Source organism: Iningainema tapete BLCC-T55 (assembly GCF_014698965.1).
GTDB classification, from domain to species: domain Bacteria; phylum Cyanobacteriota; class Cyanobacteriia; order Cyanobacteriales; family Nostocaceae; genus Iningainema; species Iningainema tapete.
On sequence record NZ_JACXAE010000109.1, the window covers coordinates 36,897 to 60,398 of the forward strand.

20 protein-coding genes and 1 tRNA gene are annotated in these 23,502 nt (G+C 40.0%); 6 read left to right on the plus strand and 15 right to left on the minus strand.

Annotated elements, in window-relative coordinates:
* Positions 1-103: 103 nt before the first annotated feature.
* The 3 genes from ICL16_RS35975 to ftsH2 form a co-directional block, all read right to left on the minus strand.
* Positions 104-1,315 carry an FG-GAP repeat domain-containing protein gene (locus ICL16_RS35975; RefSeq protein WP_190836376.1) on the minus strand — a complete coding sequence of 404 codons (1,212 nt, stop codon included), beginning with the start codon at positions 1,313-1,315 and terminating at the stop codon, positions 104-106.
* 329 nt (positions 1,316-1,644) lie between these two features.
* Positions 1,645-2,811, minus strand: a complete 1,167-nt coding sequence (locus ICL16_RS35980) for an FG-GAP repeat domain-containing protein (RefSeq protein WP_190836377.1) — start codon at positions 2,809-2,811, stop codon at positions 1,645-1,647.
* Between the two features lie 202 nt (positions 2,812-3,013).
* Complete coding sequence (gene ftsH2 / locus ICL16_RS35985) at positions 3,014-4,900, minus strand: ATP-dependent zinc metalloprotease FtsH2 (protein ID WP_190836378.1); 1,887 nt, start codon at positions 4,898-4,900, stop codon at positions 3,014-3,016.
* A gap of 57 nt (positions 4,901-4,957) precedes the next feature.
* On the opposite strand from ftsH2, the gene ICL16_RS35990 reads away from it, so the two are divergent.
* Positions 4,958-5,098, plus strand: coding sequence for a hypothetical protein (locus ICL16_RS35990; RefSeq protein ID WP_190836379.1), 141 nt, complete (start codon positions 4,958-4,960; stop codon positions 5,096-5,098).
* A 78-nt stretch (positions 5,099-5,176) separates the two neighbouring features.
* On the opposite strand, the gene ICL16_RS35995 is transcribed toward ICL16_RS35990, so the two are convergent.
* The 5 genes from ICL16_RS35995 to ICL16_RS36015 all read right to left on the minus strand — a co-directional run bounded on the left by ICL16_RS35995 (position 5,177) and on the right by ICL16_RS36015 (position 8,795).
* Positions 5,177-5,326 carry a hypothetical protein gene (locus ICL16_RS35995; RefSeq protein WP_190836380.1) on the minus strand — a complete coding sequence of 50 codons (150 nt, stop codon included), beginning with the start codon at positions 5,324-5,326 and terminating at the stop codon, positions 5,177-5,179.
* A 38-nt stretch (positions 5,327-5,364) separates the two neighbouring features.
* Entirely contained in the window at positions 5,365-5,865 is a 501-nt protein-coding gene (locus ICL16_RS36000) for a hypothetical protein (protein ID WP_190836381.1), read from the minus strand.
* Between the two features lie 174 nt (positions 5,866-6,039).
* Positions 6,040-7,473, minus strand: a complete 1,434-nt coding sequence (gltX, locus tag ICL16_RS36005; RefSeq protein WP_190836382.1) for a glutamate--tRNA ligase — start codon at positions 7,471-7,473, stop codon at positions 6,040-6,042.
* A gap of 117 nt (positions 7,474-7,590) precedes the next feature.
* A tRNA-Asp gene (locus tag ICL16_RS36010) sits at positions 7,591-7,664 on the minus strand.
* A 69-nt stretch (positions 7,665-7,733) separates the two neighbouring features.
* Positions 7,734-8,795, minus strand: a complete 1,062-nt coding sequence (locus ICL16_RS36015) for a trypsin-like peptidase domain-containing protein (RefSeq protein WP_190836383.1) — start codon at positions 8,793-8,795, stop codon at positions 7,734-7,736.
* 269 nt (positions 8,796-9,064) lie between these two features.
* Between ICL16_RS36015 and ICL16_RS36020 the strand changes: the two genes are divergently transcribed.
* On the plus strand, positions 9,065-9,877 hold the full coding sequence (locus ICL16_RS36020) for a hypothetical protein (protein WP_190836384.1): 813 nt from the start codon (positions 9,065-9,067) through the stop codon (positions 9,875-9,877).
* A gap of 52 nt (positions 9,878-9,929) precedes the next feature.
* Here the strand turns inward: ICL16_RS36020 and ICL16_RS36025 are convergent, their stop codons facing one another.
* The 5 genes from ICL16_RS36025 to ICL16_RS36045 form a co-directional block, all read right to left on the minus strand.
* Positions 9,930-11,396 (minus strand): tetratricopeptide repeat protein, encoded by a 1,467-nt coding sequence (locus tag ICL16_RS36025; protein WP_190836385.1) that lies wholly within the window; start codon positions 11,394-11,396, stop codon positions 9,930-9,932.
* A 59-nt stretch (positions 11,397-11,455) separates the two neighbouring features.
* Positions 11,456-12,955, minus strand: coding sequence for a protein kinase domain-containing protein (locus ICL16_RS36030; protein ID WP_190836386.1), 1,500 nt, complete (start codon positions 12,953-12,955; stop codon positions 11,456-11,458).
* A 25-nt stretch (positions 12,956-12,980) separates the two neighbouring features.
* Positions 12,981-14,585 carry a serine/threonine protein kinase gene (locus tag ICL16_RS36035; RefSeq protein WP_190836387.1) on the minus strand — a complete coding sequence of 535 codons (1,605 nt, stop codon included), beginning with the start codon at positions 14,583-14,585 and terminating at the stop codon, positions 12,981-12,983.
* A gap of 253 nt (positions 14,586-14,838) precedes the next feature.
* Positions 14,839-15,942, minus strand: coding sequence for an AI-2E family transporter (locus ICL16_RS36040; RefSeq protein WP_190836388.1), 1,104 nt, complete (start codon positions 15,940-15,942; stop codon positions 14,839-14,841).
* A 115-nt stretch (positions 15,943-16,057) separates the two neighbouring features.
* Positions 16,058-16,489 carry a hypothetical protein gene (locus tag ICL16_RS36045; RefSeq protein WP_190836389.1) on the minus strand — a complete coding sequence of 144 codons (432 nt, stop codon included), beginning with the start codon at positions 16,487-16,489 and terminating at the stop codon, positions 16,058-16,060.
* A gap of 333 nt (positions 16,490-16,822) precedes the next feature.
* Between ICL16_RS36045 and ICL16_RS36050 the strand changes: the two genes are divergently transcribed.
* The 4 genes from ICL16_RS36050 (at position 16,823) to ICL16_RS36065 (ending at position 20,515) form a co-directional block, all read left to right on the plus strand.
* The gene (locus ICL16_RS36050; protein WP_190836390.1) at positions 16,823-17,122 is read left to right on the plus strand and encodes a hypothetical protein; all 300 of its coding nucleotides are present in this window, start codon (positions 16,823-16,825) and stop codon (positions 17,120-17,122) included.
* Positions 17,123-17,164: 42 nt separating this feature from the next.
* Positions 17,165-19,282 (plus strand): pentapeptide repeat-containing protein, encoded by a 2,118-nt coding sequence (locus tag ICL16_RS36055; protein WP_190836391.1) that lies wholly within the window; start codon positions 17,165-17,167, stop codon positions 19,280-19,282.
* Positions 19,283-19,378: 96 nt separating this feature from the next.
* The gene (locus tag ICL16_RS36060) at positions 19,379-19,873 is read left to right on the plus strand and encodes a hypothetical protein (protein WP_190836392.1); all 495 of its coding nucleotides are present in this window, start codon (positions 19,379-19,381) and stop codon (positions 19,871-19,873) included.
* A 6-nt stretch (positions 19,874-19,879) separates the two neighbouring features.
* On the plus strand, positions 19,880-20,515 hold the full coding sequence (locus tag ICL16_RS36065) for a CIA30 family protein (RefSeq protein WP_190836393.1): 636 nt from the start codon (positions 19,880-19,882) through the stop codon (positions 20,513-20,515).
* Here ICL16_RS36065 and ICL16_RS36070 read toward each other — a convergent pair.
* Positions 20,501-21,670 (minus strand): LLM class flavin-dependent oxidoreductase, encoded by a 1,170-nt coding sequence (locus ICL16_RS36070; protein ID WP_190836394.1) that lies wholly within the window; start codon positions 21,668-21,670, stop codon positions 20,501-20,503. The two genes, ICL16_RS36065 and ICL16_RS36070, sit on opposite strands and share 15 nt — an antisense overlap.
* Before the next feature lie 29 nt (positions 21,671-21,699).
* Positions 21,700-23,442: an asparagine synthase-related protein gene (locus tag ICL16_RS36075; RefSeq protein WP_190836395.1), complete on the minus strand. Its 1,743-nt coding sequence runs from the start codon at positions 23,440-23,442 to the stop codon at positions 21,700-21,702.
* Positions 23,443-23,502: the final 60 nt, after the last annotated feature.

The following is a 23,502-nucleotide window of genomic DNA, read 5'->3' on the forward strand; positions in this document are numbered from 1 at the left end:
CTTTTATCTATTTTTTTTATATGTTTCTGTTAAGGCATAACATCTATAAAGATCCGATAAAGAACCCCGACAACTTCTGCAAAGTCGGGGTTCTAATTTTTGCCTAGAATGTGAACCACTGAGGAGCAAGTGTTGGCAGAGCAGTACCAGTAGCGTTAGTACCATTCATTTGCCAAACAGCGTTTTCTCCAGTTTGGTAATTACGCCAGACGAGATCGGTTTTACCATCAGCGTCAACATCAGAGATACTAGCTTTCCAGGCTGGGCTAAGGGTTGACAAAGATGCAGCACTAGCAACGTTAGCACCATCCATTAACCAAACAGCGTTCTCTCCAGTTTGTTCATTCCGCCAAAACAGATCGGTTTTACCATCACCGTTAAAATCACCAACACTAGACTCCCAGCCTGCGCCAAGTGTAGGTAGAGCAGTTGCACTAGCAACATTTGCGCCATTCATGAGCCACATGAGGTTCTCACCGGTTGACTTATTGCGCCAAACCACGTCTGTTTGATAGTCAAGGTTGAAATCACCGTAAGTAGCTTCCCATTCTGGAGCCAATGTTGGTAATGCTGTTGCAGTGGCATTTGTGCCATTCATTGTCCAAGCCAAATTTTCACCGGTTTTGGTGTTTTTCCAGTGGATGTCTGTTTTGCCATCACGGTTAAATTCAACAACACTAGCTGTCCAATCTGTACCTAATGTTTCTAGAGCAGTTGCACTAGCAACATTTGCGCCATCCATTAGCCACATAGCATTCTCTCCGGTTTGAATATTGCGCCAGAGAACGTCTGTTTTGCGATCGCCATTAAAATCGGCAATATCCATAGTCCACTCTGGACTTTGTGTCGCCACAGCTACTTCGCTGACAATATTGGCGCCATCCATCAACCAAATGAGGTTCTCACCGGTGTTACTATTACGCCAAATTAGGTCTGTTTTATTATCAGCGTTGAAATCAGCAATATTCAAATTCCACTCTGAACCTAGAGTCTTTACAGCAGTGTTAGAAGCAATATTTGTACCATTCATTAACCAAATGGCATTTTCACCAGTTTGAGAGTTCCGCCAGAACCTATCATTGAAACCGTCACCGTTAAAATCAGTAAAAATTGCCGAACTAGTAAAGATCGGATTAGGATTCTTCAGCGTAGGAGATATTGCTGTCTCTGATGGTTGTTCATTGATTGATTGTGAAGAACCCAAGTACAAATCAGTATTTAAATCATTATTTGCAAAACTATTTGTCTGAGTAAAACTACTTGTTTGTAATGCAGTAGGACTTGCAGAGCCGAGGTTACTGTTTGATGTAAACATTTTGTTTGGTGAACATTAGCGGTTATAAATCTTTTAACTGCTAATCAAAAATAAATTCAAGTGTTTAATAAGAACATCTGCTATTGTTTAATATTTTTTTTATAAAAGATGTTATTCAATAACACTTACTATGTGTTAATTAATCTGTTGAAAAAAAAACAAGATTGAGCTAATAATTTTAATTATGTTTAATATTTTATTTATGATTTAATTGAAAAAGAACTCAGAACTCAGTAGTCAGAAAAAATTCAAATTATACACCTAATAAAATAAAGCCTGCGTAGGCAGGCTTTGTATGTATAGCTGCACCCTTATAGGGTGCTTTCTTGTTAAAAAGTATAAGAATTCCATTCAGGGGCAACTGACAGCAGAAAAGAGCCAGTAGCGTTTGTGCCATTCATAATCCAAGCGGCATTCACGCCTGTTTCCTCATTGCGCCAGAAGATATCGGTTTTGCCATCACCATTAAAATCGGCAACGCCCGCAGTCCAAAATCTCTCAAGTTCTGGCGTTGTATCAAGCCGTGGCAGAAAAGAACCAGTGGCGTTTGTGCCATCCATAATCCAGGTAGCGTTTTCAAATGTTTCTTTATTCCGCCAGAAAACATCAGTTTTGCCATCGCCGTTAAAATCGACAATTAAGAAATTCCAGTCTGTACTTAGTGTGGGTAAAAAAGAGCCAGCAGGGGGGTTTGCACCATCCATAATCCAGGTAGCACTTTGAGATGTTTCCTGATTGCGCCAGAAAACATCAGTTTTGCCATCACCGTTGAAATCTGCAAGAGATGGAATCCAAGTTGTATCTAGTTGTGGCAGAGAAGTTTGATTCTGATTGATGATATTGGCACCATCCATGAGCCAAAGTTGGTTTTCACCAGTTTCAGTATTGCGCCAGAATACATCCGTCTTATTATCGCCATTAAAATCGGCACTAACTGGACTATTTAAATCCTTGATGAGTGGAACCCACTTTGTGTCTAGTGTCGGCAAAAAAACTTGAGCAGTAATATTTGTGCCATCCATGAGCCAAGCTTGGTTCTCACCAGTCTGGATGTTGCGCCAGAATATATCTGTCTTACTATCACCGTTCAAATCGACAATTAGAGGTGCCCAAACTGGATCGAGTGACGATGACAGGTTAGTGGGAGTCGCATTTGTGCCGTCTATCAGCCAAATTATGTTTTGACCATCTTCTAGATCGTTCCAGAAGAGATCGGTTTTACCATCGCCATTGAAATCGGCAAACTCAAAAAACCAGGGTGAGCCAAGTGTGGGTAGAAAAGCTCCAGTAGGGTTTGTACCATCCATGATCCAGACGGCATTTTTACCGATATCCGCCTGAGACTGCCCTTGAGTTGGTTCGTTTTGCCAGAAGACATCGGTTTTACCATCACCGTTAAAATCTGGAATCATCCAAGCTTTATTAAGTATACGATTAGGATTTGCTGTCGCTGGTTGAGGGCTTTGATCTATACCGATGATATTGGACTCGGACATTTTTTCAGAGTGTAAAGAATAACAACTATAAATCTTTAACGGATTTACTAGATATTGTCAAGCTTTATACCAAAAAAAAACAGCTACAATTTTTTCTTCTGTTTTACTTATTTTTATTTTTCTAGCGATTTCTGCTGTTGCTAATAAAAATGGGTATGGTGTTTGAACCATACCCAAGTAATACTTAGTTTGAAAAAGACGATTAAAACTGTGGTACGTATTGTGGCTTTTCAGGTACGCTAGTGTACTCAGCTACAATCTGCCGGAATTGTTCACCATCTATGGTTTCTTTTTCAATCAGCAGATCTACCAAGCGATCCACGACAAAGCGATTTTCTCGCATCAAGCGCTTTGCTGTTTCGTAACAATCTTCAACAATGACGCGGACTTGAGCATCAATCCGCGAGGCTATAGCCTCCGAATATTCAGAGCGAGTCATCCAATCACGTCCCAAGAACACTTCTCCTGTCTGGCTTTCCAAAGACAAAGGTCCTAAATCAGACATCCCGAATCGGGTTACCATTTGCCGTGCCATGTTAGTCACTTGTTGCAAGTCATTGCCTGCACCTGTGGTCACTTCCGCAGTACCAAAAATTATATCTTCAGCAGCGCGACCACCTAAAGCACCAGTAATTCGTGCTTTCAACTGAGAACGAGAAATTAACCCTTGTTCGTCATTGGGCATAAACCAAGTCAAACCCTGTGCTTGTCCTCGCGGAATCAAAGTAACTTTTTGTACAGGGTCGTGGTCTTTAAGTACAGTACCCACCAAAGCATGTCCCACTTCATGATAAGCAATTAAGCGTTTGCTCTTGCTATCTACTAAAGGAGTACCTTCCATCCCAGCGACAACTCTATCCACAGCATCATCAATTTCTGTTAAGGTGATGCCTTCTTTACGACGACGCGCTGTCAAAATTGCCGCTTCGTTGAGTAGGTTAGCTAAGTCAGCCCCAGTAAAACCAGGAGTGCGACGAGCGATCGCTTCTAAGGAAACTGTTGGATCTAACTTCTTATTCCGGGCATGGACTTTTAAAATTTCCAAACGACCTTTAATGTCGGGCGCATCTACAGTTACTTGCCTGTCAAAACGTCCTGGACGTAGTAATGCCGCGTCTAAAACATCGGGACGGTTAGTAGCAGCAATAATAATGATGCCAGTATTTCCTTCAAACCCGTCCATTTCGGTGAGCAATTGGTTGAGGGTTTGTTCGCGTTCATCGTTACCACCACCAATTCCCGCACCCCGCTGTCTTCCTACAGCGTCGATTTCATCAATAAAGATGATACAAGGAGCGTTATCTTTAGCTTTTTTGAACAAGTCGCGTACACGGGAAGCACCCACACCCACGAACATTTCGACAAATTCCGAACCGGAAATACTAAAGAAGGGTACACCAGCTTCGCCTGCGATCGCTTTTGCGAGCAAAGTTTTACCAGTTCCAGGAGGTCCTACTAACAGCACTCCTTTAGGAATCCGTGCGCCAACTGCTGTAAATTTTTCGGGCTGTTTAAGGAAAGTAACAACTTCTTGCAGTTCTTCTTTAGCTTCTTCAATCCCTGCTACGTCGTCAAATTTCACTCCGGTTTTTGCCTCCATTTGGAAGCGTGCCTTGGATTTACCGAAGTTCATAGCTTGACCGGGCCCACCAGGAATGTTGCTAGAACGGCGGAACAAAAAGAACAGTCCGGTAATCAATAGAATTGGGAAAATTAGATTACCCAAAAGTCCCCAGATTGCGCCATCATTGCGCATGGGGTGGGCATCAAAGCTAATTCCTTTGTCTTTGAGCTTGGTAATTAGCTCAGGAGCGCTCACAGGTAGATCGACTCTTACTCTTTGTACGCGGTTGTCCAGTTCTGGATCAACGGCTTCGACTATTGCTGTCCTACCACCTTCATAAAGGTCAACACTTGTCACCCGATTGGAATCTAAGTATTCCAAAAAGCGACCATAAGTCATGCGCGTACTGGCGGCATTCTTACTCATATCTGTAGGCGCACTACTAAATGCTCCTTGCCAGAAGAAAAAGCCAATTAATAAAGCAGGTAATGTCCAAAGTACTAGGACTTTCCAAGAAAATTTCATCTAAAACTCCCTTGTGCGTTGTGGAAACCGTGCGCTTAAACCACCCACGGAGGAAACATGACACGGCGCGTAAATGCACGCCGTCCCCAACTAGGGGAGATGTCTATAACTACGTTTTTTATTCAAGATGTGACGGCGATCGCCCGAACACTAACTTTAGCGTCGGTGAACAGTAACATCATTAATAATCTTAATTAAATTTAACTTAATTTTGCTCTTATTTACTATAGGTAAATTGCTAATTGCCACAACAGAGGGTGTGGGGTATAGTGACTTTTAGTCAAACCGAGTCTGGATCAATTCCTTGTTTGCGGAGCAATTGTGCCAATGATGCTGCTCTTTGCCATCAGGCTGGGTGATAATTTCAGTTCGCCAGCCCCGTTCAGCAAAGTCTTCTGATAAATCTGGGGATGTGGTGGCTATCATTATAAATACCTCTGGTATTGTCAGCGAATATAAGACCTTTACTTAACTTTTGTAACTTCTAAGGTGTAAGGTAAATACTGGTCTTTTTTGTAGGAACCAATCCAAATATTATAAGTTCCTGGAAGCCATTCACCAATGATACCAGGATTTTTACCATCAAAATCATCATTACACCAGCTACCGCCAGGACCACTAATTACTAAAGTAGTATCTTCTGGACTTTCTACTTTAATTTTTAAATAGTCGAATTTACTTGTTAATTCTAAGGTATGGTCTGGTTTTTGATCAAAAAATCCAGTACATGGCCCTGTGGGAGTTTCTCCTCTACCAGCAACTTGCCTTCCTGTTAATGTGCCACCGCTCATACCACGTACTGTCCAAGGATCTGGGGAAAACTTGCGCCCGATAGTCACATCCCCAAAAAATATGGGCATTGGCGTCTCCTGAGCATGAAGCTTGGCATCAATCACTGATGTGAACGCCAGTGTAACTATTAAGAACGATAATCTTATCTTTCGGTTAATCACTTTTGTTGGCATTCTTATTACACTATTTTGTCAGTGTTTTTGATGACATGAATTTTACACAACAAGTTCCCGTTTTGGGGGTATTTGACTATTTATTTTTTCCGGGAAGATCTTGATTGGGGGAGTAAGGGAGTGGGGGAGAAGATCAACTCTAATTCTCCCGTGCCCCCCTACTCCTGTGCTCCCCTACTTCCCTATTGCCTGAGACAAACGTGGCAAATCTTGACCGATTTGATTGAGCAATAACCAAGATTGAATCAGATCGGGACCATGTAAATCTCCTGTGAGGGCGGCTCGCAGCGATCGCATGATTAAACCTTTCTTAACTTTTTGCTCTTTCACCACTTGTTGGATTATGTCTTGCGCAACACTTTCACTAAGTTGCTGTTGCTCTAAAAGGGTGATAATTCCTTGGAGAGCGGTGGCAGAACCTTCTTGATTTAGTTGTGCTGAAGCTTCATCGCTATACTCAATGTCGGTAAAAAACAGTTGAGTCATGGTTACAGCATCTTTCAACCGCGTTAAACTCTGTTGAATTAATGTTGTTAGCTGCTCTAACCAAGTGCGATCGCGTCCTGCTGTAAATTCATACCCAGCTTCTTGCCAATATGGTATGAGTAAATCTGTCAATTGATCTACTGGCATACGGTGGATATACTGGCTATTCAACCAATCCAGTTTTGCCCAGTCAAACTTTGCACCTGCTTTATTAACTCGTTCAAAGCTAAATTGCTTTGCCGCTTCTTCTAGGGTAAAAATTTCCTGAGTTGAATCTGGCGGTGACCAACCCAGCAATGTCATATAATTCACTAAGGCAGGTGCCGTAAACCCCATAGACTTGAAGTCAGAGATTGATGTTACTCCATCTCGCTTGGATAGTTTGCGCCCTTCCATATTCAGAATCAAAGGCGCGTGCGCAAACTCTGGCACTTTTGATTCCATCGCTTCATACAACAGAATTTGCTTCGGCGTGTTCGAGATGTGATCTTCTCCTCGGATGACATGGGTAATTTGCATATCCATGTCATCAACCACAACAGCAAAATTGTACAGTGGCTGACCAATCCCATCTGCTGCGGCACGAGCAATCACCATATCTCCGCCTAAATCACTACCGCGCCAAACCATCTTACCCCGTACTAGATCATTCCAGATGATTTCTCTGTCATCTTCTATTTTAAAGCGAATGACAAAGCTTCGTCCTTCGGCTTTGTATGCTGCTTCTTGTTCTGGTGTCAGGTTGCGGTGACGGTTATCGTAACGGGGAGCCTCGTTTTTAGCTTTTTGAATTTCTCGCAAAGCATCTAGTTCTTCTGTGGTGGTGTAGCAGCGGTAAGCTAACCCTTTTTCTAAGAGGGTTTTAACTGCTTGTTTGTAAATTTCTAATCGTGAGGATTGGAAAAATGGACCCTCATCCCAGTTTAGTCCTAACCATTGCAATCCTTGGACAATGTTTTCGGTGTATTCTGGACGCGATCGCTCAAGATCAGTGTCTTCTACACGTAAGATGAATTTACCGCCATGATGACGGGCGAACAACCAGTTAAATACAGCAGTTCTTGCTGTACCAATGTGTAAATTCCCAGTTGGACTGGGTGCGATACGGACTCTTACAGTCACAGTTTATTCTCTCTTTTGCAAATCTAATTTACTACTATATAACTGATGCTTTGGCAGATTTCTCGCCACATTTCACATATGATAGAGACGCTCCGCCGGGGCGTCTCTACAAAAAAACGGGACTGACGGGGCTCGAACCCGCAACTTCCGCCGTGACAGGGCGGTGCTCTAACCAATTGAACTACAGTCCCTCAACTGGTACTTTTCTATAATAATTACTCTGAGCTTAATTGTCAAGGATTTTTTCAAACAAAATTACCCTAATTAGCCAAACGAGCATAAATTGCTGGTGCATTGTTTCTCAGGTCATCTAAAAGAGCGATCGCACTCGTTCCGGCATTACGTAGATACCTTCGTTGTGTATTTGGTTCTGCAAGCATTCCACCACTGTGGTGAATACCAACCACTTGAAAATCATCATCGAAAACAGGCGATCCTGATGAACCTGGTTCTGTACTTGTCGTATATTGCAATACTTGCTTGTCTGCGTAAGCAACAAAGTTGTTCTGTATAGAGATTTTCTTCAGATGACCGCCTGGATGTTGAATTATGGCTACGCGCTCATCTTGCCGCATCAACTTACTTTTAAAGATTAAGGGTTTGCCGAAATTGAGTGAATCCTTCAAGGTTATTACTGTATAATCCAGTTCTTTGTTAGTATAAAAAGCACCTTCAGGTAAAGTGCCAATAGTTTGTGTTGGACACTCTTTACCGTTGATATCCAGTTGATAATTAAAGCTACAATTACTTTCTTCCGCTACTTCCTGACTTTCAATAACGTGATTGTTTGTCATCAATAAATCAGATGCAATCATAAACCCCGTACCTAAACCGTTGGGAGTAGCTATACGAACTACAGCTTTTGATGCTTCCAAAGCCAAGTTTAAAATGTAAATATCACGTAACGTATTTTCCCCAATAATCTTTTCTTTGATATCGGCTGTACTATCCATTCCCTTCCAGTTATTAATTCCACGGCTAGGACTAGCTGGAACATCAAGGGGATAATTTTGAAAAAGTTCAACTATAAAATCTTTATCCTCATCCCCTGTATAGGGCTGAATATAGTTGAGAAAGACAGCAAGGGCTTCTTTATCATAAGCAACTCGTCCAAATTGCGATAAAAATCTTACTACTTCCACAGAGACACCCATTGGCGTACCATCCAACTCTAACCGCGCCAAAATAACATCTGCTTGAGCTACACCTTGTAATGCACCTGCAACTAGACGACGGCGATCGCGTACATTAGCAAAGTCGGGTAAATTCTGCACAATGCGGGTGAGGCGTTGGAAGTCAGGCTGGGATAGTTGGACAGTCAATGTTATTACTCCTATAACAAGTATAAATTTGGTATTTAGTACACATTGGCAAAGTGTTACTTTATTGTAAATATTGGGTTTGCTAGTTGAAAGGGTAGAATGTATATTTAAGTATTACATAAATAAAAATTAATATAAAATCACATCATAATAAATATATAATTGTCCGAAATTGCAAGTAGAAAGCTTGTTTAAGTTAAATATAGCGCCCAAAAATTAAATTCTTTGTAAGAAAGTCAACTTATATACACGCTCAGCCACGTGAAAGTATGAAACAGTTACCCAAGCAGGCTTTATTCGCTACCATTTTGTTGAGCAATGTTTCACTATCATCAGCATCAAGTTTGGCGTTAGATAATTACTTTCAAAATTCACTTGAAGCTAGTAGTCATTACACCGGAAATTTACTTAAATTAAATACAAAAATAATACATATAAGTATTTTTGAGCCAGTTGTTAATAATAACTTAGTACGACCTTTAAAGAAACCAGTTATTAATTGCTTTAAGACTGGTAAACGTATACCTAAACTTAAACCACTCCTAAGAATTATACGACGACGAGTTAGACCCTTACCAAAACCCAGCTTGAAGAATAAGGCAGTTAGCCGTTTGGTTGACAACGTAATATCTAAAACCCAGCAGAGGCAATCGGTACAAAAACTTTTGAAGGATATGTCATTGAGGAATGAGAAAATTCTCTTACAACCCATGAATGATGACATTACCGCTGCCGCTGCTACTACCAAGATTCAAGCAAATTTAATCACCAGTGATTTAAGCAATCAGGAGGCTCAAATTCAAAACTTAACCGAGCGAGCATTTCAAGAAGTAGAAGAGAGTTATTATCTAGCAAGTGAAGCAGCTAGTAAAGTACTAGCAGCGCGTTACACAGATAGAAAAAGGGTGTTCAGCAATCAAGACAAACAAGATGCTGAGTTAGCTGCAAAGCAAGCTATTCAAGAACTGCAAAGTCAAAAAAAGATCTTAATTTTAAGAAGTAGGACAATCTTCGTGCTCGGTAGAATTGCGCTTCAATCTGCCATATCAAAGGTTCAGGCAAATGATGAGAACCGCAACTAGCAAACTTTGCCTCGAAATCGCTATCCTAGAAAAATACGTAATGAATGATGATTTAAAAGCTAAATTTAAAAAATTGTTTGAAAAAGCTTTTCCAACTACCTTCTTGTTTAATTTGCTCAAATAATTGTTCCATTTGTTTAGCTGCATCACCCATATCTTGCTTCTGAAATAGTTCGATAGCTAACCCAATTTCATCTTCTGCTTTCTTTTGTTTATTTTGTGACAGTAGTGCAAACGCATAGTGTGTATAGGCAATTGGATTTGGAGTGCTATTTATGATATTGAGATTTATAGCTTCTTCAAACTCAACAATTGCTTCCTTAGATTTGGCCTGGCTATTAAGAACTATTCCTAAATAGTAGTGAAATTCTGAATTATCTGGTTTGAGCGCAATTGCTTTTCGTAAGTTTCTAGCTGCATCTACAAAGTTTTCTACCCAGTTTTGACACTTGCCTAACTCAGCGTATGCTTCAGCATATTGCGGATTAATCTGAATCGCTTGCCTATGTTCTGCAATCGCATTTTCTAAACGTTCATATCTAGAAAACGTACATCCTAACAAATAGTGTATTTCTGCTAAATCATTTGATGCATCATTAATGTTAACTTTAATTGCCTGTTGATATGTCTCTATAGCCTTGTCAAACTCAGCTTTAAAGTCAAAAATATTTCCTAAAACTAAATAGAGTTTAACATTATTTGGTTCAATGCGAATAGCTTCTCGATATTCTGTGATCGCATCATCTAATTGCTCACACTGTAACAAGATATATGCTAGATTTTGATGAGTAATAGCATTGTTTGGATTAAGAAGAATTACTTCTCTATAAACATCAATTGATTTTCTTAGCTCATTTGATTTATAAAATGCTTTAGCTAATTTAATATAAAGCTCTTCAACTTCTGCGATTTTGAGTTGCGAATACAGCGTCGCTAAATCGCTTCGGGTTGTTTTAGAAAATGGTAACTCCTTCTGACTCTGCTCAACCAATACCTGTCGAAATTCATCAAACCGCTTTTGATATTCGTAAAAGGGCTGTAAAACTTCTTTCTCAATCTTTTCAGCCTTTTCCTGGGAAATACCTGTATTTTTCTTGGATTGTTCCAAAAGGTAACGACCTGCAACTGAAACTTTACCATCACTAGCAACTTTTTCCACTACTTTTCTATATTCTGTTTCTGCTAATGATGGAGATTGAGGTAGAGATGTAGATTGCTCGTTTAATTTATCAAATAGTTTATCAATACGTTGCTGTACATCCAGTCCTACTTGCGTTTGGACGTATTCCAGTAATGCCACAAGTGCTTGTTTGCCCGCAGTAACTTCTCCATATTGTGCAAGCACTGTCAATAAATGTATGATGAACTCTAAAGGCGCACCACTGTAATCAATTTGTTGTAGCACGGGTGCACCGATTCCCAAAGCAGCAATTAATAAAGATTGACGTTTTATATCACCATTGACCAGTGGTACGAGTATTTCTACCAGTTCATTGATTGTGCTAGGGTATAATTTCATAAGCGACTCAACCTTTCACCCGTGCCTATGCTGGGATTAAAACACTTAATTATAAATTATCATGCCACAGCCTTTGGGGTTGATGTCAAATGACTTAAAATTCGCGGCTGCAAAAGTTGATATTGTTCTTGTAAAAGTTTTTTGCTCAACTGGAAACCTTGACAGGGTGGTAGGCGTTTACTCTGCTCTACCCAGGTTTTCAACTTGAGGCGATCGGATGGATGAATAACACTACCAATAATATTGGTACAAGAATGAGGTGCTTCCAAAGAAAAGAAAATCAAAGGATAGCGTTCATTTTCAACCAATGAACTTACAAGTATGTGATTTTGCGGATTTTGCATATCCAAGTAACTCTTGAGCCACTTAGTACCTGTTGATGTATGTAGTACAGTCACCCACAGGAGCATCGGATAGGGAGACGAGACAAAGCTGAACTGATTGTAGGGTGTAGAAACTGCATAGCCTTTGATTTGTTGTTGAGGCATCATCAATGATAATGCCGCCACAGATCCTTGTTGAGTATGCAGTAAATGAGGAAACACAATTTCCTGAATTGGCTTATCTTTAGGCCATACAAGTTTCCCACAAAGCTCTAGTGATGGGGAGTTTGTGAGTTTGTGAGTTTGTGAGTTTGTGAGTGGGGGAGAATAATGACTGCTGACTGCTGACTCCACACTTTCCAAAACTTTTAAAACTTCTGCGAGAGTTTGAGGGCGGGAGCTTGGTGATTTAGCCAGACAAGCCATAATTAGATGATCAAGTTTTTTTGGTAATCTGAGATTGGGATTAACATGAGAAAGCGATCGCGGTGTTTCAAATTGATGAGCTTTATACCAAGCACCAAACATGTTAGTTTCTGGTTGCCAAGGTTTTTCACCCGTCAGCATTTCAAACATCATTACCCCTAAACTATAAATATCAGAGCGACTATCCAATTCGGTTCCTTCAAGTTGCTCAGGAGAACAGTAGGGTAAAGTGCCTTGAAATCCTTTATTTGTAAATGCATTCATTGCTGAATAATTTAAAAATCTAGCAATACCAAAATCTAAAATTTTGACTAACTGACCTAATATAGGGTCAGGAATAACTAATACATTAGCTGGTTTAATATCTCTATGTACAAGCGGATAAACTTTGTCATCAATATTCATCCCTTGATGGGCGCACTGTAAACCCAAACAAATCTGACGACAAAGAGCTAGAAATTGGGGCAAAGGCAGAGGAATTAAATCCTTTAAACTCTTGCCCAACAAATACTCCATTGTATAAAAAGGTTTACCCTCTGGACTTACTCCGTAATCTGTAACACGCACTATATGCAAACTTTTTTGACTCAAAGCTGCACAAATACGCGCTTCACGAGCAAAATCTTGTTTAATTATTATATCTGTTACTGTTTGAGATAGAAACTTAATTGCAACTGGTACTTCGCCTAACAATAAATCGTTGGCTAAAAAAACTTCACCCATACCACCCCTGCCAATCAACTGTTTAAGTTGATAACGATTGGCAATTAAACCCGTACCAGTTGAAGATGCAAATGCATTTTTATTCACTTTGAGAACCTCCGCTGCTAATTCTTTAAGCTGACTTTAAAGGATGAGAGAAAAAAGTTAAAAAATTAGCTAATAGCTTAGATAACCAAACTTTTACGGTTACTTTCCTAATTGGTTGATTTGCTATTAAAGTTTTGAGAATTTCGGGTTTGAGTTTTTCATACTGTGCTTTTAAAATCTTCTTGCTTTCTCCTGCAGGAATATTAGCAGTTAACTTTTTACTACATTCTAGCCAATTTACAAGTTGCTGACGTTGACAAGTAGATAGACTTAAAGTCATGACATGTGCGCAACGAGTAGGTTCTTCTAGTGAGAATAAAAGTAGATGATAATAACCAGTGTTGGCTAAAAACTTGACGAGATTTTCTCCCTTGTTATCTTTTAGATCTAAAAAGTATGATAGCCAACGTGTCTGTTTAAAGGAGGTATCACACAAAACTGTTATCCATAATAAAATCGGATACAACTCTATTTTAAATATGAATTCAGTACTAATTGTTTTATCTAAAAATTTAGTAATTTCTTGTTTAGGTAACATTGCCCAAAAAGTTGGCACGCTTCCCTGAGGTAAATGTAACATATGTGGAAAGCAAATAGATGCAATTGGTTTATTTTCTGGCCAAGTTTTTTGTAAGCAAGCTTTTTCAGATATTGACGTTACTGGTACTAAATATTTAGGGTTTAGTTTTTCTAAGGTAATACTATCATTAGTATAACTATCAATATTACGTTGAATATTTTCGATTTTTTCTAAAATTTGACTAACATTTTGTGGGCGATTGCCGATCTCCTTAGCTAAACAAGTCATCACTAATTTTTTCAATTCTTGTGGTATCTTTACCTGGGGAATAACTTCTTCAAAGTTGGGTGGAATCTGAAAGCGATGTGCCTGATACCAGCTACCGAAAGAGTTAGTTTTTGTTAGTAATGGATGTCTTCCAGTCAGCATTTCAAACATCAATACACCCAAACTATAAATATCAGAGCGTACATCTAATAGTTTACGTCCTTCCATATGTTCTGGAGAACAATAAGGTAAACTACCAATGAAAGACTCAGTCAGCGTCATTCCCGAACGCTCTGTTAAGAACTTGGCAATACCAAAATCTAGGATTTTGACAGTTTCCCCTTTTTTAGGATCTTCAGTAATAAAGATATTTTCTGGTTTGATATCACGATGAACAATTGGATAAATCTCACCTTTCATACTTACACCTTGGTGAGCACAATACAAACCTAAACAAATTTGATGACACAAATCTAAAAATTTTTGTATTGTTAAAGGTTGAGTTTTGAGAATCTCTTTTAGGTTTTTACCTTGGAGGTATTCCATGACATAAAAGGGAATTTTATCTTCAGTAAAACCATAACTCAACACCCGGACAATATGTTTACTTTTTCTACCTAATTGAGCGCCAATAAAAATTTCTCTGGCAAAGCGTTGGGACATATGCTGATTTGCCATAGTTAGAGATAACATTTTGACTGCTATGGGCATTCCACCTTTGGCAATATCTTCTGCTAGGTAAACTCTACCCATACCCCCTTTACCAATTAAATCTCTAATTAGGTAACGATTATTTAAAAACTTGCCAATATAAATATCTAATTCTGTTTTTTGCGTAACCATGTCTTCAATTTGCTAATAGAAGATTGCTAATTGCTTTTTTACCATTAGCTATTAACTATTAACAGCCTTAACTTTTAATTTCATATTTTTACATAGCTAATTACTCTTAAATAATTTTTAACATACTCAGCAAAATCTGCCTATGAGAGATTTTACTGAAATGAAAAATATGATTCATTAATCTCCATAATCAATTCAGTAAATACACCAGACTATTGTGCGATCGCTGTATCGCTAGACAGGACTACTAAGGTTAAGATGCTGAATCCTTGCTGAAAATTTCTGGTAATTCTTCACCTTCCACAGCATTCTGTACTGCTTCAGATACATCCTCCCCCCAACCATCTAGGGCATCTTTGATTACCCCAGCCACGGGTACAGCAATTAACAAACCTAGCAAACCGCCAATATAAGTCCCTATCAGTAAAGAGATAATTACCCAGATCGGTCTAAGTCCAGTAAAACTACCCAAAAGTCGGGGTGCGATCGCCTGATCGATCAATTGATCGATGACAACAGCTACAGCTAACACCTTGACAGCTAACCAAAAATTGTGTGATGCTATAATTAAAGTCACTACAACAAGACTCACTACATCACCAAAGGGAACTAAGCTCAAAATACCTACGCCCAAACCTAAGAGTAAAGCAAACGGTACTTGGAAAGCGAAAAACAATAAAGTCAGTGAAACTCCCATGAGCAGAGCCAAAGCTAATTGCCCAATCAAATAATTTTGAAAATTTTGCTGTAGCGACTGCTGTAACTTCTGACTAAAATTACCAGATAACTTTTTAAATAAACCTTGCCAGAGCCTTTCGCCATCTAATAAAAGATAAAAAGTTAGTACTATTGTGATTAATGATTCAGAAATACTATCAATCGTTTCGATCACAATACTAAAAAGTTTATCAGCCAGATGCTCCAATTCATCCGGTAAACGATTTGTGATTTGAGTAAAAATTTGACTCAAATTAACTTTTAATCCTTGGCTAGCAACCCAATCGTTAAGAATCTGAAGTTTTTGTTGGCTAGAATCAATCCGTTGGGGAAGTAGTTTAGCCATTTCATTAAACTGCTGTAAAACTATAGGAATTAAGGTGATTCCTATAGCCACAAAAATTACTACTGTTGCGATAAAAACTAGTGCAACTGCATAGTTGCGTTTTACTCCACGTTGCTGTAAGATAGAAACAGGGTAGTTTAAAATAAAAGCAAGCAAAGTTGCCAAAACAAAAACGGTAACTATAGGTTGAAAATATTGGAAAAATCGAAATACTAGCCAACCATTGAGAAAAAATAGAGGAAATAGCAGCGTTAGTATTAATAGCCGAAGTAGTTTGTTCAGGGAAAATGTCATCTTAAATTAAAAAGAGCAGATGAATCAGGACTGTCCTTTGTCATTTGTCTAGTTTAGCTGCTTTTGACCCTGAACACTGAACAATTGAATTGCTACATAAAATTTCATTATATTGCTATTTCTTCTGTTGCGAAATTGACAAATTATAGTTATACTGTGCCTGAGATAAATCGCCTACATATAAAGAATATTTTCCCTTCCGCCAAAAGCCAGATAGTTCCGGCTTTCCGCCAGAGTAGGTATCAGGCAGTACACAAAAGCGTCCTCCAGGTCCCTCAATTAATAGTGTTGGCTGTCCGTCGCTTTCAACTGTAAACCTTAAATAAGGCACTGATTCTGTTACTTGAATAACTTGATTGGGTGCTGTAGCTATGTTACCACAGTTACTTTTCACATTTCCCCCAGATTTACCATTCACAACCAGGGGATCTGGTTTAAAGCTGGGACTAATGCTGACTATTTGTGCATAAGCTGATGCATCCCAAAAAACTAAACTCATCGCCGCCAACGCTGCTCTAACAATCGCTAATAACGAACGAGTACTCATTTTATTTATGAAGATTGAAACTTCCAAGAGCCGAATTTTTGCACATATTCTATATTGGATAGATGTTGAGAAACAGTCTTTGTTCCCTCATAAAAAGTATAATTTTTGATTGAGTGAAGTATATTCTCACTCCTATTATGACTAAATATTAAGTAGTAATGTTAAGAAATACAAATTTTTATATAAAGGAACGAGCAAGCTTAGAGGTTATGCCCATCATCGCCATTATCGTGCGGTAGTACTAGAGTAATTGCCCGAAACAGTCGCTAAAATCACAGAAAGTCACCAACCATGATGGCTGTGTTGTTCAATCCCAACCTGGTAAATAAACTTATGAATCCTCAACAAAAAGAAGACATACACCATCGCCTCAAGCAAATGGAGGTGGAAATTAATTCCTCCCAGCCAGGTAATGAGCGTCTCAAAGCGGCAAAAGTAAAATTTATCACTTGGTTTAACAACCTTTCCACAACGGGAAAGCTGGGGTTTGGGGGTGTAGCAGTTGTACTCGGCTTTGTTTTGGTACAAGCAGTTCTCAAACTAGTTGCGGCAGTAATTAGTTTGGCACTGTTGTCATTACTTGTATACGTAGGATACAAATTTCTAGTATCTAATCATCAATCTAATCAATAACTGATTGTCAGTCCGCTCAGGTAAGTTAAAGGGAATAATCCAATGGCAACCCCAATTGTGAGGAGAACTAGTAGTAATCAATCGCATCGCACGCAAAAACCAGAATCCAGCTTGCTGCCCTTAACCTATAGAAGGATTGCCGCATGGGCAGCGGAAATCACACTCGTTGTTACTAGTGGGTTAGTGCCTTATGGTATTGGTGTGTATGCAAATTCTAGCAACATCAACAGAGTGCCACTAAATCCGGTGCTAGTAGTCACAGAAAGAGCGATCGCACGCCCTTTAGCTCTACCTGTGAGTTACGGCATTCGTAATGTAGCATGGCCCACGAATTTCTTATGGACAATAGCTTTATTAGCACCTCTAACATTATCAGGTTGGCAAATATACGAACTTGCAAAAACAGGTAGTACCATTCCTAAACGTTGGTTTGGTGTTAAAGTTGTCAACAGTAGCGGTGCGCCACCAGGATTAAAAGCAGTATTGCTACGAGAAGTAATTGGTAGATGGACTGTCACCGGTTCGGTTGCTTACATCATATGGAGTAACAGCTTCGCTTTTCCAGATTTAGCTAGTCTTAGCGCCTTGACTAGTTTGCTGATGCTGGCAGAAGGATTAGGTTTTTCCGGGCAACAAGGGCGTCGTGCATTACATGATCGAATAGCAGGTACTTATACAGTGGATGCTAATACACCCTTCCCTGTTCACGACCGTGTTCGTCATGGACAATGGACAGAAGGAATGGAAGAAGAAGCGATCGCATCAGTTGTCATGACACCAAGCCAAGAGCCTAACCTTTGGTTGCGGATGCGACAGCAAAATCCAAGTTTGACTCTTCTCGGAGTAGCTCTCGTCAGCATGACTGCTGTATTGGCAACTTTAATCGGTACTCAAATATTTATTCACAATCAGCAAAACCAAAGAGAAACACAACAGCGGAACAGCCAACAGTTTCTCACACTCTTCAAACAATTAAATCCTCAATCTGGTGCATCTACCCAAGAGCGGCGTAATGCAATTCTCGCAATGGGAACACTCAAAGATCCGCAAGCGACTCAATATCTCGTCGATTTACTTTCCCTAGAAACAGATCCTACTCTACTGAATACAATTGAGCAAGCTTTGGTAAACGTAGGACTTGACGCTATCCCTAATTTAAAACAGAAAAATCAATTTATTACTAGCAAAGTAGACACCAACAATAACGAAGAAAAGCAAAAACAACTACTTCATAACCAACAAGCAATCAACAAAATTCTAGCTGTATATAGCGGTAAAACCAATGACATTGATTTGAGCCGTGTTCAATTAAGTCAAACTGGAACAGATGCAAACTCATTTAACTTGGTACTAGACAAAGCTGATTTATGGGGCATCAATTTTAAATCAGCAAATCTCAACCAAGCTAGTTTTAAAGGTAGCCGCTTTCGCGGACCAGGACAAGACGATCGCCTGGATACCTACGATGATTGGATTGCCGATTTGAGCCAAGCTCAGATGAAACGAGCCAATCTGAGCGAAGCTAACCTGAGTCGAGTTTTGATGAACCGCACTGATTTGAGCCGTGCCACACTCAACAAAGCTAACCTCTCCTATGCGCGTCTAATTGGTGCTAACTTAAGTAGCGCTCAGCTAACAGGAGCCGATTTGCGTGGAGCAGTTTTAGAAAATGCTAGTTTGACTGGAGCGAATTTAGGCGAAGCGAAATTGAATGAAGCCGAATTGTATGCGGCTCGTTTAAGTCGCGTTATTGCTGTAGGTACACAATTATCATACGCTAATTTAACCAAAACAGATTGGCAAGCAGCAGACCTATCTGGCTCATATTTGGATCACGCCAATCTCACTGATGCGAACCTGAGCGCCACTCGTCTGACTGGTGCTATTTTACGCTCTGCCAATCTGGAGAACGCTAACTTACGCAATACTGACTTGAGTTTAGCAGATTTACGAGGGGCAAACTTGACAGGTGCTGATTTTCAGGGCGCAATTCTCACTCCTGATAAACAAGATGCCACAGATCAATTTGTGCAAACACCCGCTATAGGCATACAATCGGCTGTAATCAAAGATGTTGATTTTAGTCAAGTAAAAAATTTAGATCCCAAGCAATTAGCGTATATTTGTACTCAAGGAGGCATTCATCCTCGTTGTCCATAATGATGGTTAATAGTTAATTGTTAATAGTTAATGGTACTATTTAACAATTAGCTATTAACAATTAACAACTAACAAAATTGTGTGGGGATCACCTTAATGAAGCGTCTTAAGTATTTGTTGTCGGTTTTTTTAGCTAGTTCTCTTTTGAGTTTTGCTCAATTCATTAAACCAGCACAAGCTCAAGTAGCATATGGTAGCTATGTTGGTATCGGTCCATCGGTAGGTCTTACAGATGAAGTTCAAGTTGGAGGGGTAATTGCTGGACGTTACAAATTGTTGGAAGTACCAATTTCATTCCGTGCGCAAGCTTTCATCGGCAGAAATGTAGCACTTGTGCCTAGTGTTTCCTACGATTTCCCTCTCAACTGGCAAACAGATGCTTACTTAGGCGCTGGATTGGTGTTAGCTGGTGGTGATACACCTTCCCCTGTAGGTAATAAAATTAGCTTTGCTTTACAACCAGGAATTGATTACGTAATTCCAAATAGCAACACTGTGATTTTTGGTAACGCCATTATTGCCTTTGATGCCTACCGCGATAGTGGTGGTACAGCTTTCTCTTTACAGGGTGGCGTTGGGTTGAGATTTTAGTTAGATATGAGAAAAAATATAGTTGTAGCCTTATTCCTTCTTTCTTTGATGAACTCAAATTTTGCCAGCGCACAACCCAGCAGTTCTGAAGATCCCACAGCAATTTCAACGGTGGAGGCTGATTGGGTAGTCAAAACTGATAAAACAGAAAGACCACAAGTTGGGAGCAGCGAAGCAACACTGCGCAAGTCCGATCAAGAATTGCAATTTCAAGGCGAACTTGCGGCAATTGAGGGGAACGGTGGACTGGTTGGATTTGCGTTTGTTGAGACTCCTTTATCCTTAGATTTAAGCGAGTACAAGTACATAGAATTTTATGCCCGCTCCAACGATCCCACAGTTGTTTATACCTTATCACTGAAAGACGACCAAGCAATTCAAGATGCTGGTACTCTCACGTTTGAGCAAGAATTTGTAGTTGGAACAGAGTGGACAAAGGTGAAACTTCCTTTAAGTCACTTTAGACCAAAGATTCGTGGTAGAGTTTTTGACAACTTTCAATTACGTTTAGAACAAGTGCGATCGCTGTCTTTTCAAATCAATCGTAGCAATCAAGCAGCTGATTCACCAATTCCACTACATTTTACACTAGACATAGGTAAAAAGATATACGTTACCAACCAAGAGCTAACCCCCGGCTAACGCCGTCCCCCCTTTATAAGGGGGGACTACAGGGGGGTGCATCCGATTGTGCACCACTGATAATTTAACAGTGGGTAGGTGGGGCAAAACGTGCTTGGCAAAAAGTTGACATTCTTCAATCAAAGGATAACCTGACAAAATGAACGCTCGGATACCCATATCCATATAACGATTCATCTTAGAAAGAATTTGCTCTGGCGTACCAACCAAAGCTGCTCCACAACCTGATCTTGCTCTTCCAATCCCACCCCACAATAATGGTTCTAGGTAATCATCTGTCGATTTAGCGCGGAACTCATCCTGCCGCAAAACACCTAGTGATTTGTTGTCTTGTGTGAGATTTTTGAGGTTGAAGCCGTTAGGATCAAATTTTGACATAATTTTTTGTGCGTAGGCACGAGCTTCTTGTTCTGTTTCGCGCACAATCACATGCACACGAAAGCCAAAATCGATCAAACGACCATATTTAGCAGCGCGATCGCTCATCTGTTGCATTGTGGCATAAATACTTTCTTCTGGTTCAGGCCACATCAAAAACACATCGCAGTATTTAGCACATACTTCTTTCGATCCTTCCGAAATACCACCAAAGTATAGTAATGGTCCACCATTTTGCTGATATGGTTTTACTGGCTCAGTACTTTTAAGTTTTACTTGATAAATTTCGCCTTGAAAATCAATACTTTCCTGCGACCAAGCTTGTTTTAAAATTTCAATAGTTTCTGAGCATCTTTTGTAACGCCGTTCGGGACTTTCTTCCACACCAGGCAGGTTGGAATTAATGATATTAATTGTCAATCTACCTTGGAGAATATGGTCAAGAGTAGCAATGTGACGTGCTAGCATAGTTGGGAAAATTTCGCCTGTGCGCAAAGCTGCTAGCATATTAATAGTTGATGTCTGCGGCCCCATCGCCCCAACAAAGGGAATTACTTCTTGCCCAGGCAGATATGAAGTCGGTAGCAGTATATTGTCAAAACCCATTCGCTCAGCAGTTAGCATGATGTCACGGCAATGAGCGTAGCTACTTTTGCGATCACTATCCAATACACCTAAATACTGTGTATCACCCCCACAAAGATCATCAAACCAAGCAATTTCAGCTAGGCGTTCGGGTGTTCGGATGGCAACAGATTTGACAGGTTCAGTGAGCATATTGCGTAAGTTAATGCAGTTTCTGCATTTTAAACGCTTTTATTCACCTGCAACCAAATTTCTAAACTTACCAAAAGCCAAAGTTTAACACCGTAGCGATTCCAGGTATCACCTTTATAGTCTAACCAGTTGCGGATGATTGATTGGTTGAGGTAAGGAGCAGTTGCCGCTTTGGGGTTTAGGAGTAATTTTCTGGCTTCTCGCTGCCAATACTTACGAAATCCCAATTGTACAGGAACCATCATACCGCTTTTAGGACGATGAATAATTTCAGAAGGTAACAGATCGGCAACGGCTTGTTTGAGAACTGCTTTTTCTACCACTCCAGAAAGTTTGTACTCTGGCGGTATTTGCATACTTAAGTCTACTACTCTTTGGTCGAATAAAGGTGAGAGTCCGTGTAACCTTGCGGCTTGAGTCAAGTTATTGACTTTGGTGAGGATGTGGTCTGCTCCTTTATACTTAATATTCAGTGCCATTAATCGATTCAGGTAATTGGCATTACTGTTCAAATCAGCCCAAAAAACTGATGGTTCTTTTTCTACAGCTGTCCAAACTTCTTTTGTCAGCAGTTGGGGTAAATCTGTAGCACATTTTTGAAAGGCAATTAGATAGGCTTGCAGTGAATCTTGATTGATAACTGAGTTATTATAAAGGTTATTGATCAGCATTGGTTGATTTTTTGGTCCACCAAAGCAAGGATCTCCTCCTTCGCCATTAAGTACAACTTGTACAGACTCTTGGGCAAGTTTTGCTAATAGCAGGTTTGGCACTGTGAGAGGATCACCAATGGGATCGTCTAGATATGCCATAGTTTCTGGTAAGTTTTCCCACATCTGCTGGAAAGTAATTTCGAGAATGTGATGCTGGGTGTGGCAATGTTGAGCAACCAGGCTGGAAAATTCTAACTCGTTGGGACATTCTGAGCCAAAATGAATTGAGTAGGTGTGGACTTTTGCTTTTTGTGCCGCTATGGCTGTGACGCTGCTGGAATCTAAACCACCGGAAAGAAAAACGCCTACAGCTTGATTTGGTGGTAAGTATTCGTGTACAACTTGATGTAGGAGGGTACGTAAGCGATCGCTATGCCACTCTAAAGGTTCATCTGCGCCAATAATTTGTTCTTGAAGCTGCCAGTATGTATGAACTGTTTGGTGCGGAAATTGTCTCACAGTTCCAGGACGAATTTCTCGCACCTGCTTCCACAGTGTTTGTTCACCAGGTACAAAAGCGCAACAAAGGTAATCTCGTAAAGCAACTTTATCCAACTCGGCTGAACGATAGGGTGTGAGTGAACGCAGGGCAGACGCAATCCAACGGGTGGGACCAGTGGTAGTGTAATATAGAGTACTAGCACCCACGCGATCGCGTCCTAGCCATAATACCTGTCTTTGCCGATCCCAAACTACCAGCCCAAACATCCCCACCAGTTTTCTCAGAGATTCACAACCTAATTGTTGCCAAATTTGTGCAATAACTTGGCAATCAGTACCCATCCACTCAGAAGGGTTTATTCCCAATTGTTGTAGCAACTCTGCTCGATTACTTAACCACACATCACCAATCAAAACAAATTGCTCGTTAGGACTAATTGCAAATTGCTCTGCCGGATGATGATAAGAGGTATCAGGTATAACAACGGCAAACTGCTCATCTCGCCACGCGACATTCTCTGTGATGAAATCTACTTTTCCCCATGCTACACACCAAGTAGAGGAAACTTTAGTAGAAGAGATAGTGTATTTATTTAATTTATGATGATTAAATAGCACAGTTTATATCTTTGTTTTACTCATGAACGATACTGGTAGCGCTCAAGAATGGTTCACTGT

What these genes read in the sequence shown, in the direction of transcription:
- ICL16_RS36065 (WP_190836393.1), top strand. Translation starts at nt 19,880, where the DNA reads ATGAGAAAAAATATAGTTGTAGCCTTATTCCTTCTTTCTTTGATGAAC.
- ICL16_RS36020 (WP_190836384.1), top strand. Translation starts at nt 9,065, where the DNA reads ATGAAACAGTTACCCAAGCAGGCTTTATTCGCTACCATTTTGTTGAGC.
- ICL16_RS36000 (WP_190836381.1), bottom strand. Translation starts at nt 5,865, where the DNA reads ATGCCAACAAAAGTGATTAACCGAAAGATAAGATTATCGTTCTTAATA.
- ICL16_RS36040 (WP_190836388.1), bottom strand. Translation starts at nt 15,942, where the DNA reads ATGACATTTTCCCTGAACAAACTACTTCGGCTATTAATACTAACGCTG.
- ICL16_RS36055 (WP_190836391.1), top strand. Translation starts at nt 17,165, where the DNA reads ATGGCAACCCCAATTGTGAGGAGAACTAGTAGTAATCAATCGCATCGC.
- ICL16_RS36045 (WP_190836389.1), bottom strand. Translation starts at nt 16,489, where the DNA reads ATGAGTACTCGTTCGTTATTAGCGATTGTTAGAGCAGCGTTGGCGGCG.
- ICL16_RS36070 (WP_190836394.1), bottom strand. Translation starts at nt 21,670, where the DNA reads ATGCTCACTGAACCTGTCAAATCTGTTGCCATCCGAACACCCGAACGC.
- ICL16_RS35975 (WP_190836376.1), bottom strand. Translation starts at nt 1,315, where the DNA reads ATGTTTACATCAAACAGTAACCTCGGCTCTGCAAGTCCTACTGCATTA.
- ICL16_RS36025 (WP_190836385.1), bottom strand. Translation starts at nt 11,396, where the DNA reads ATGAAATTATACCCTAGCACAATCAATGAACTGGTAGAAATACTCGTA.
- ICL16_RS35995 (WP_190836380.1), bottom strand. Translation starts at nt 5,326, where the DNA reads ATGATAGCCACCACATCCCCAGATTTATCAGAAGACTTTGCTGAACGG.
- ICL16_RS36035 (WP_190836387.1), bottom strand. Translation starts at nt 14,585, where the DNA reads ATGGTTACGCAAAAAACAGAATTAGATATTTATATTGGCAAGTTTTTA.
- ICL16_RS36050 (WP_190836390.1), top strand. Translation starts at nt 16,823, where the DNA reads ATGAATCCTCAACAAAAAGAAGACATACACCATCGCCTCAAGCAAATG.
- ftsH2 (WP_190836378.1), bottom strand. Translation starts at nt 4,900, where the DNA reads ATGAAATTTTCTTGGAAAGTCCTAGTACTTTGGACATTACCTGCTTTA.
- ICL16_RS36060 (WP_190836392.1), top strand. Translation starts at nt 19,379, where the DNA reads ATGAAGCGTCTTAAGTATTTGTTGTCGGTTTTTTTAGCTAGTTCTCTT.
- ICL16_RS35980 (WP_190836377.1), bottom strand. Translation starts at nt 2,811, where the DNA reads ATGTCCGAGTCCAATATCATCGGTATAGATCAAAGCCCTCAACCAGCG.
- ICL16_RS35990 (WP_190836379.1), top strand. Translation starts at nt 4,958, where the DNA reads ATGACACGGCGCGTAAATGCACGCCGTCCCCAACTAGGGGAGATGTCT.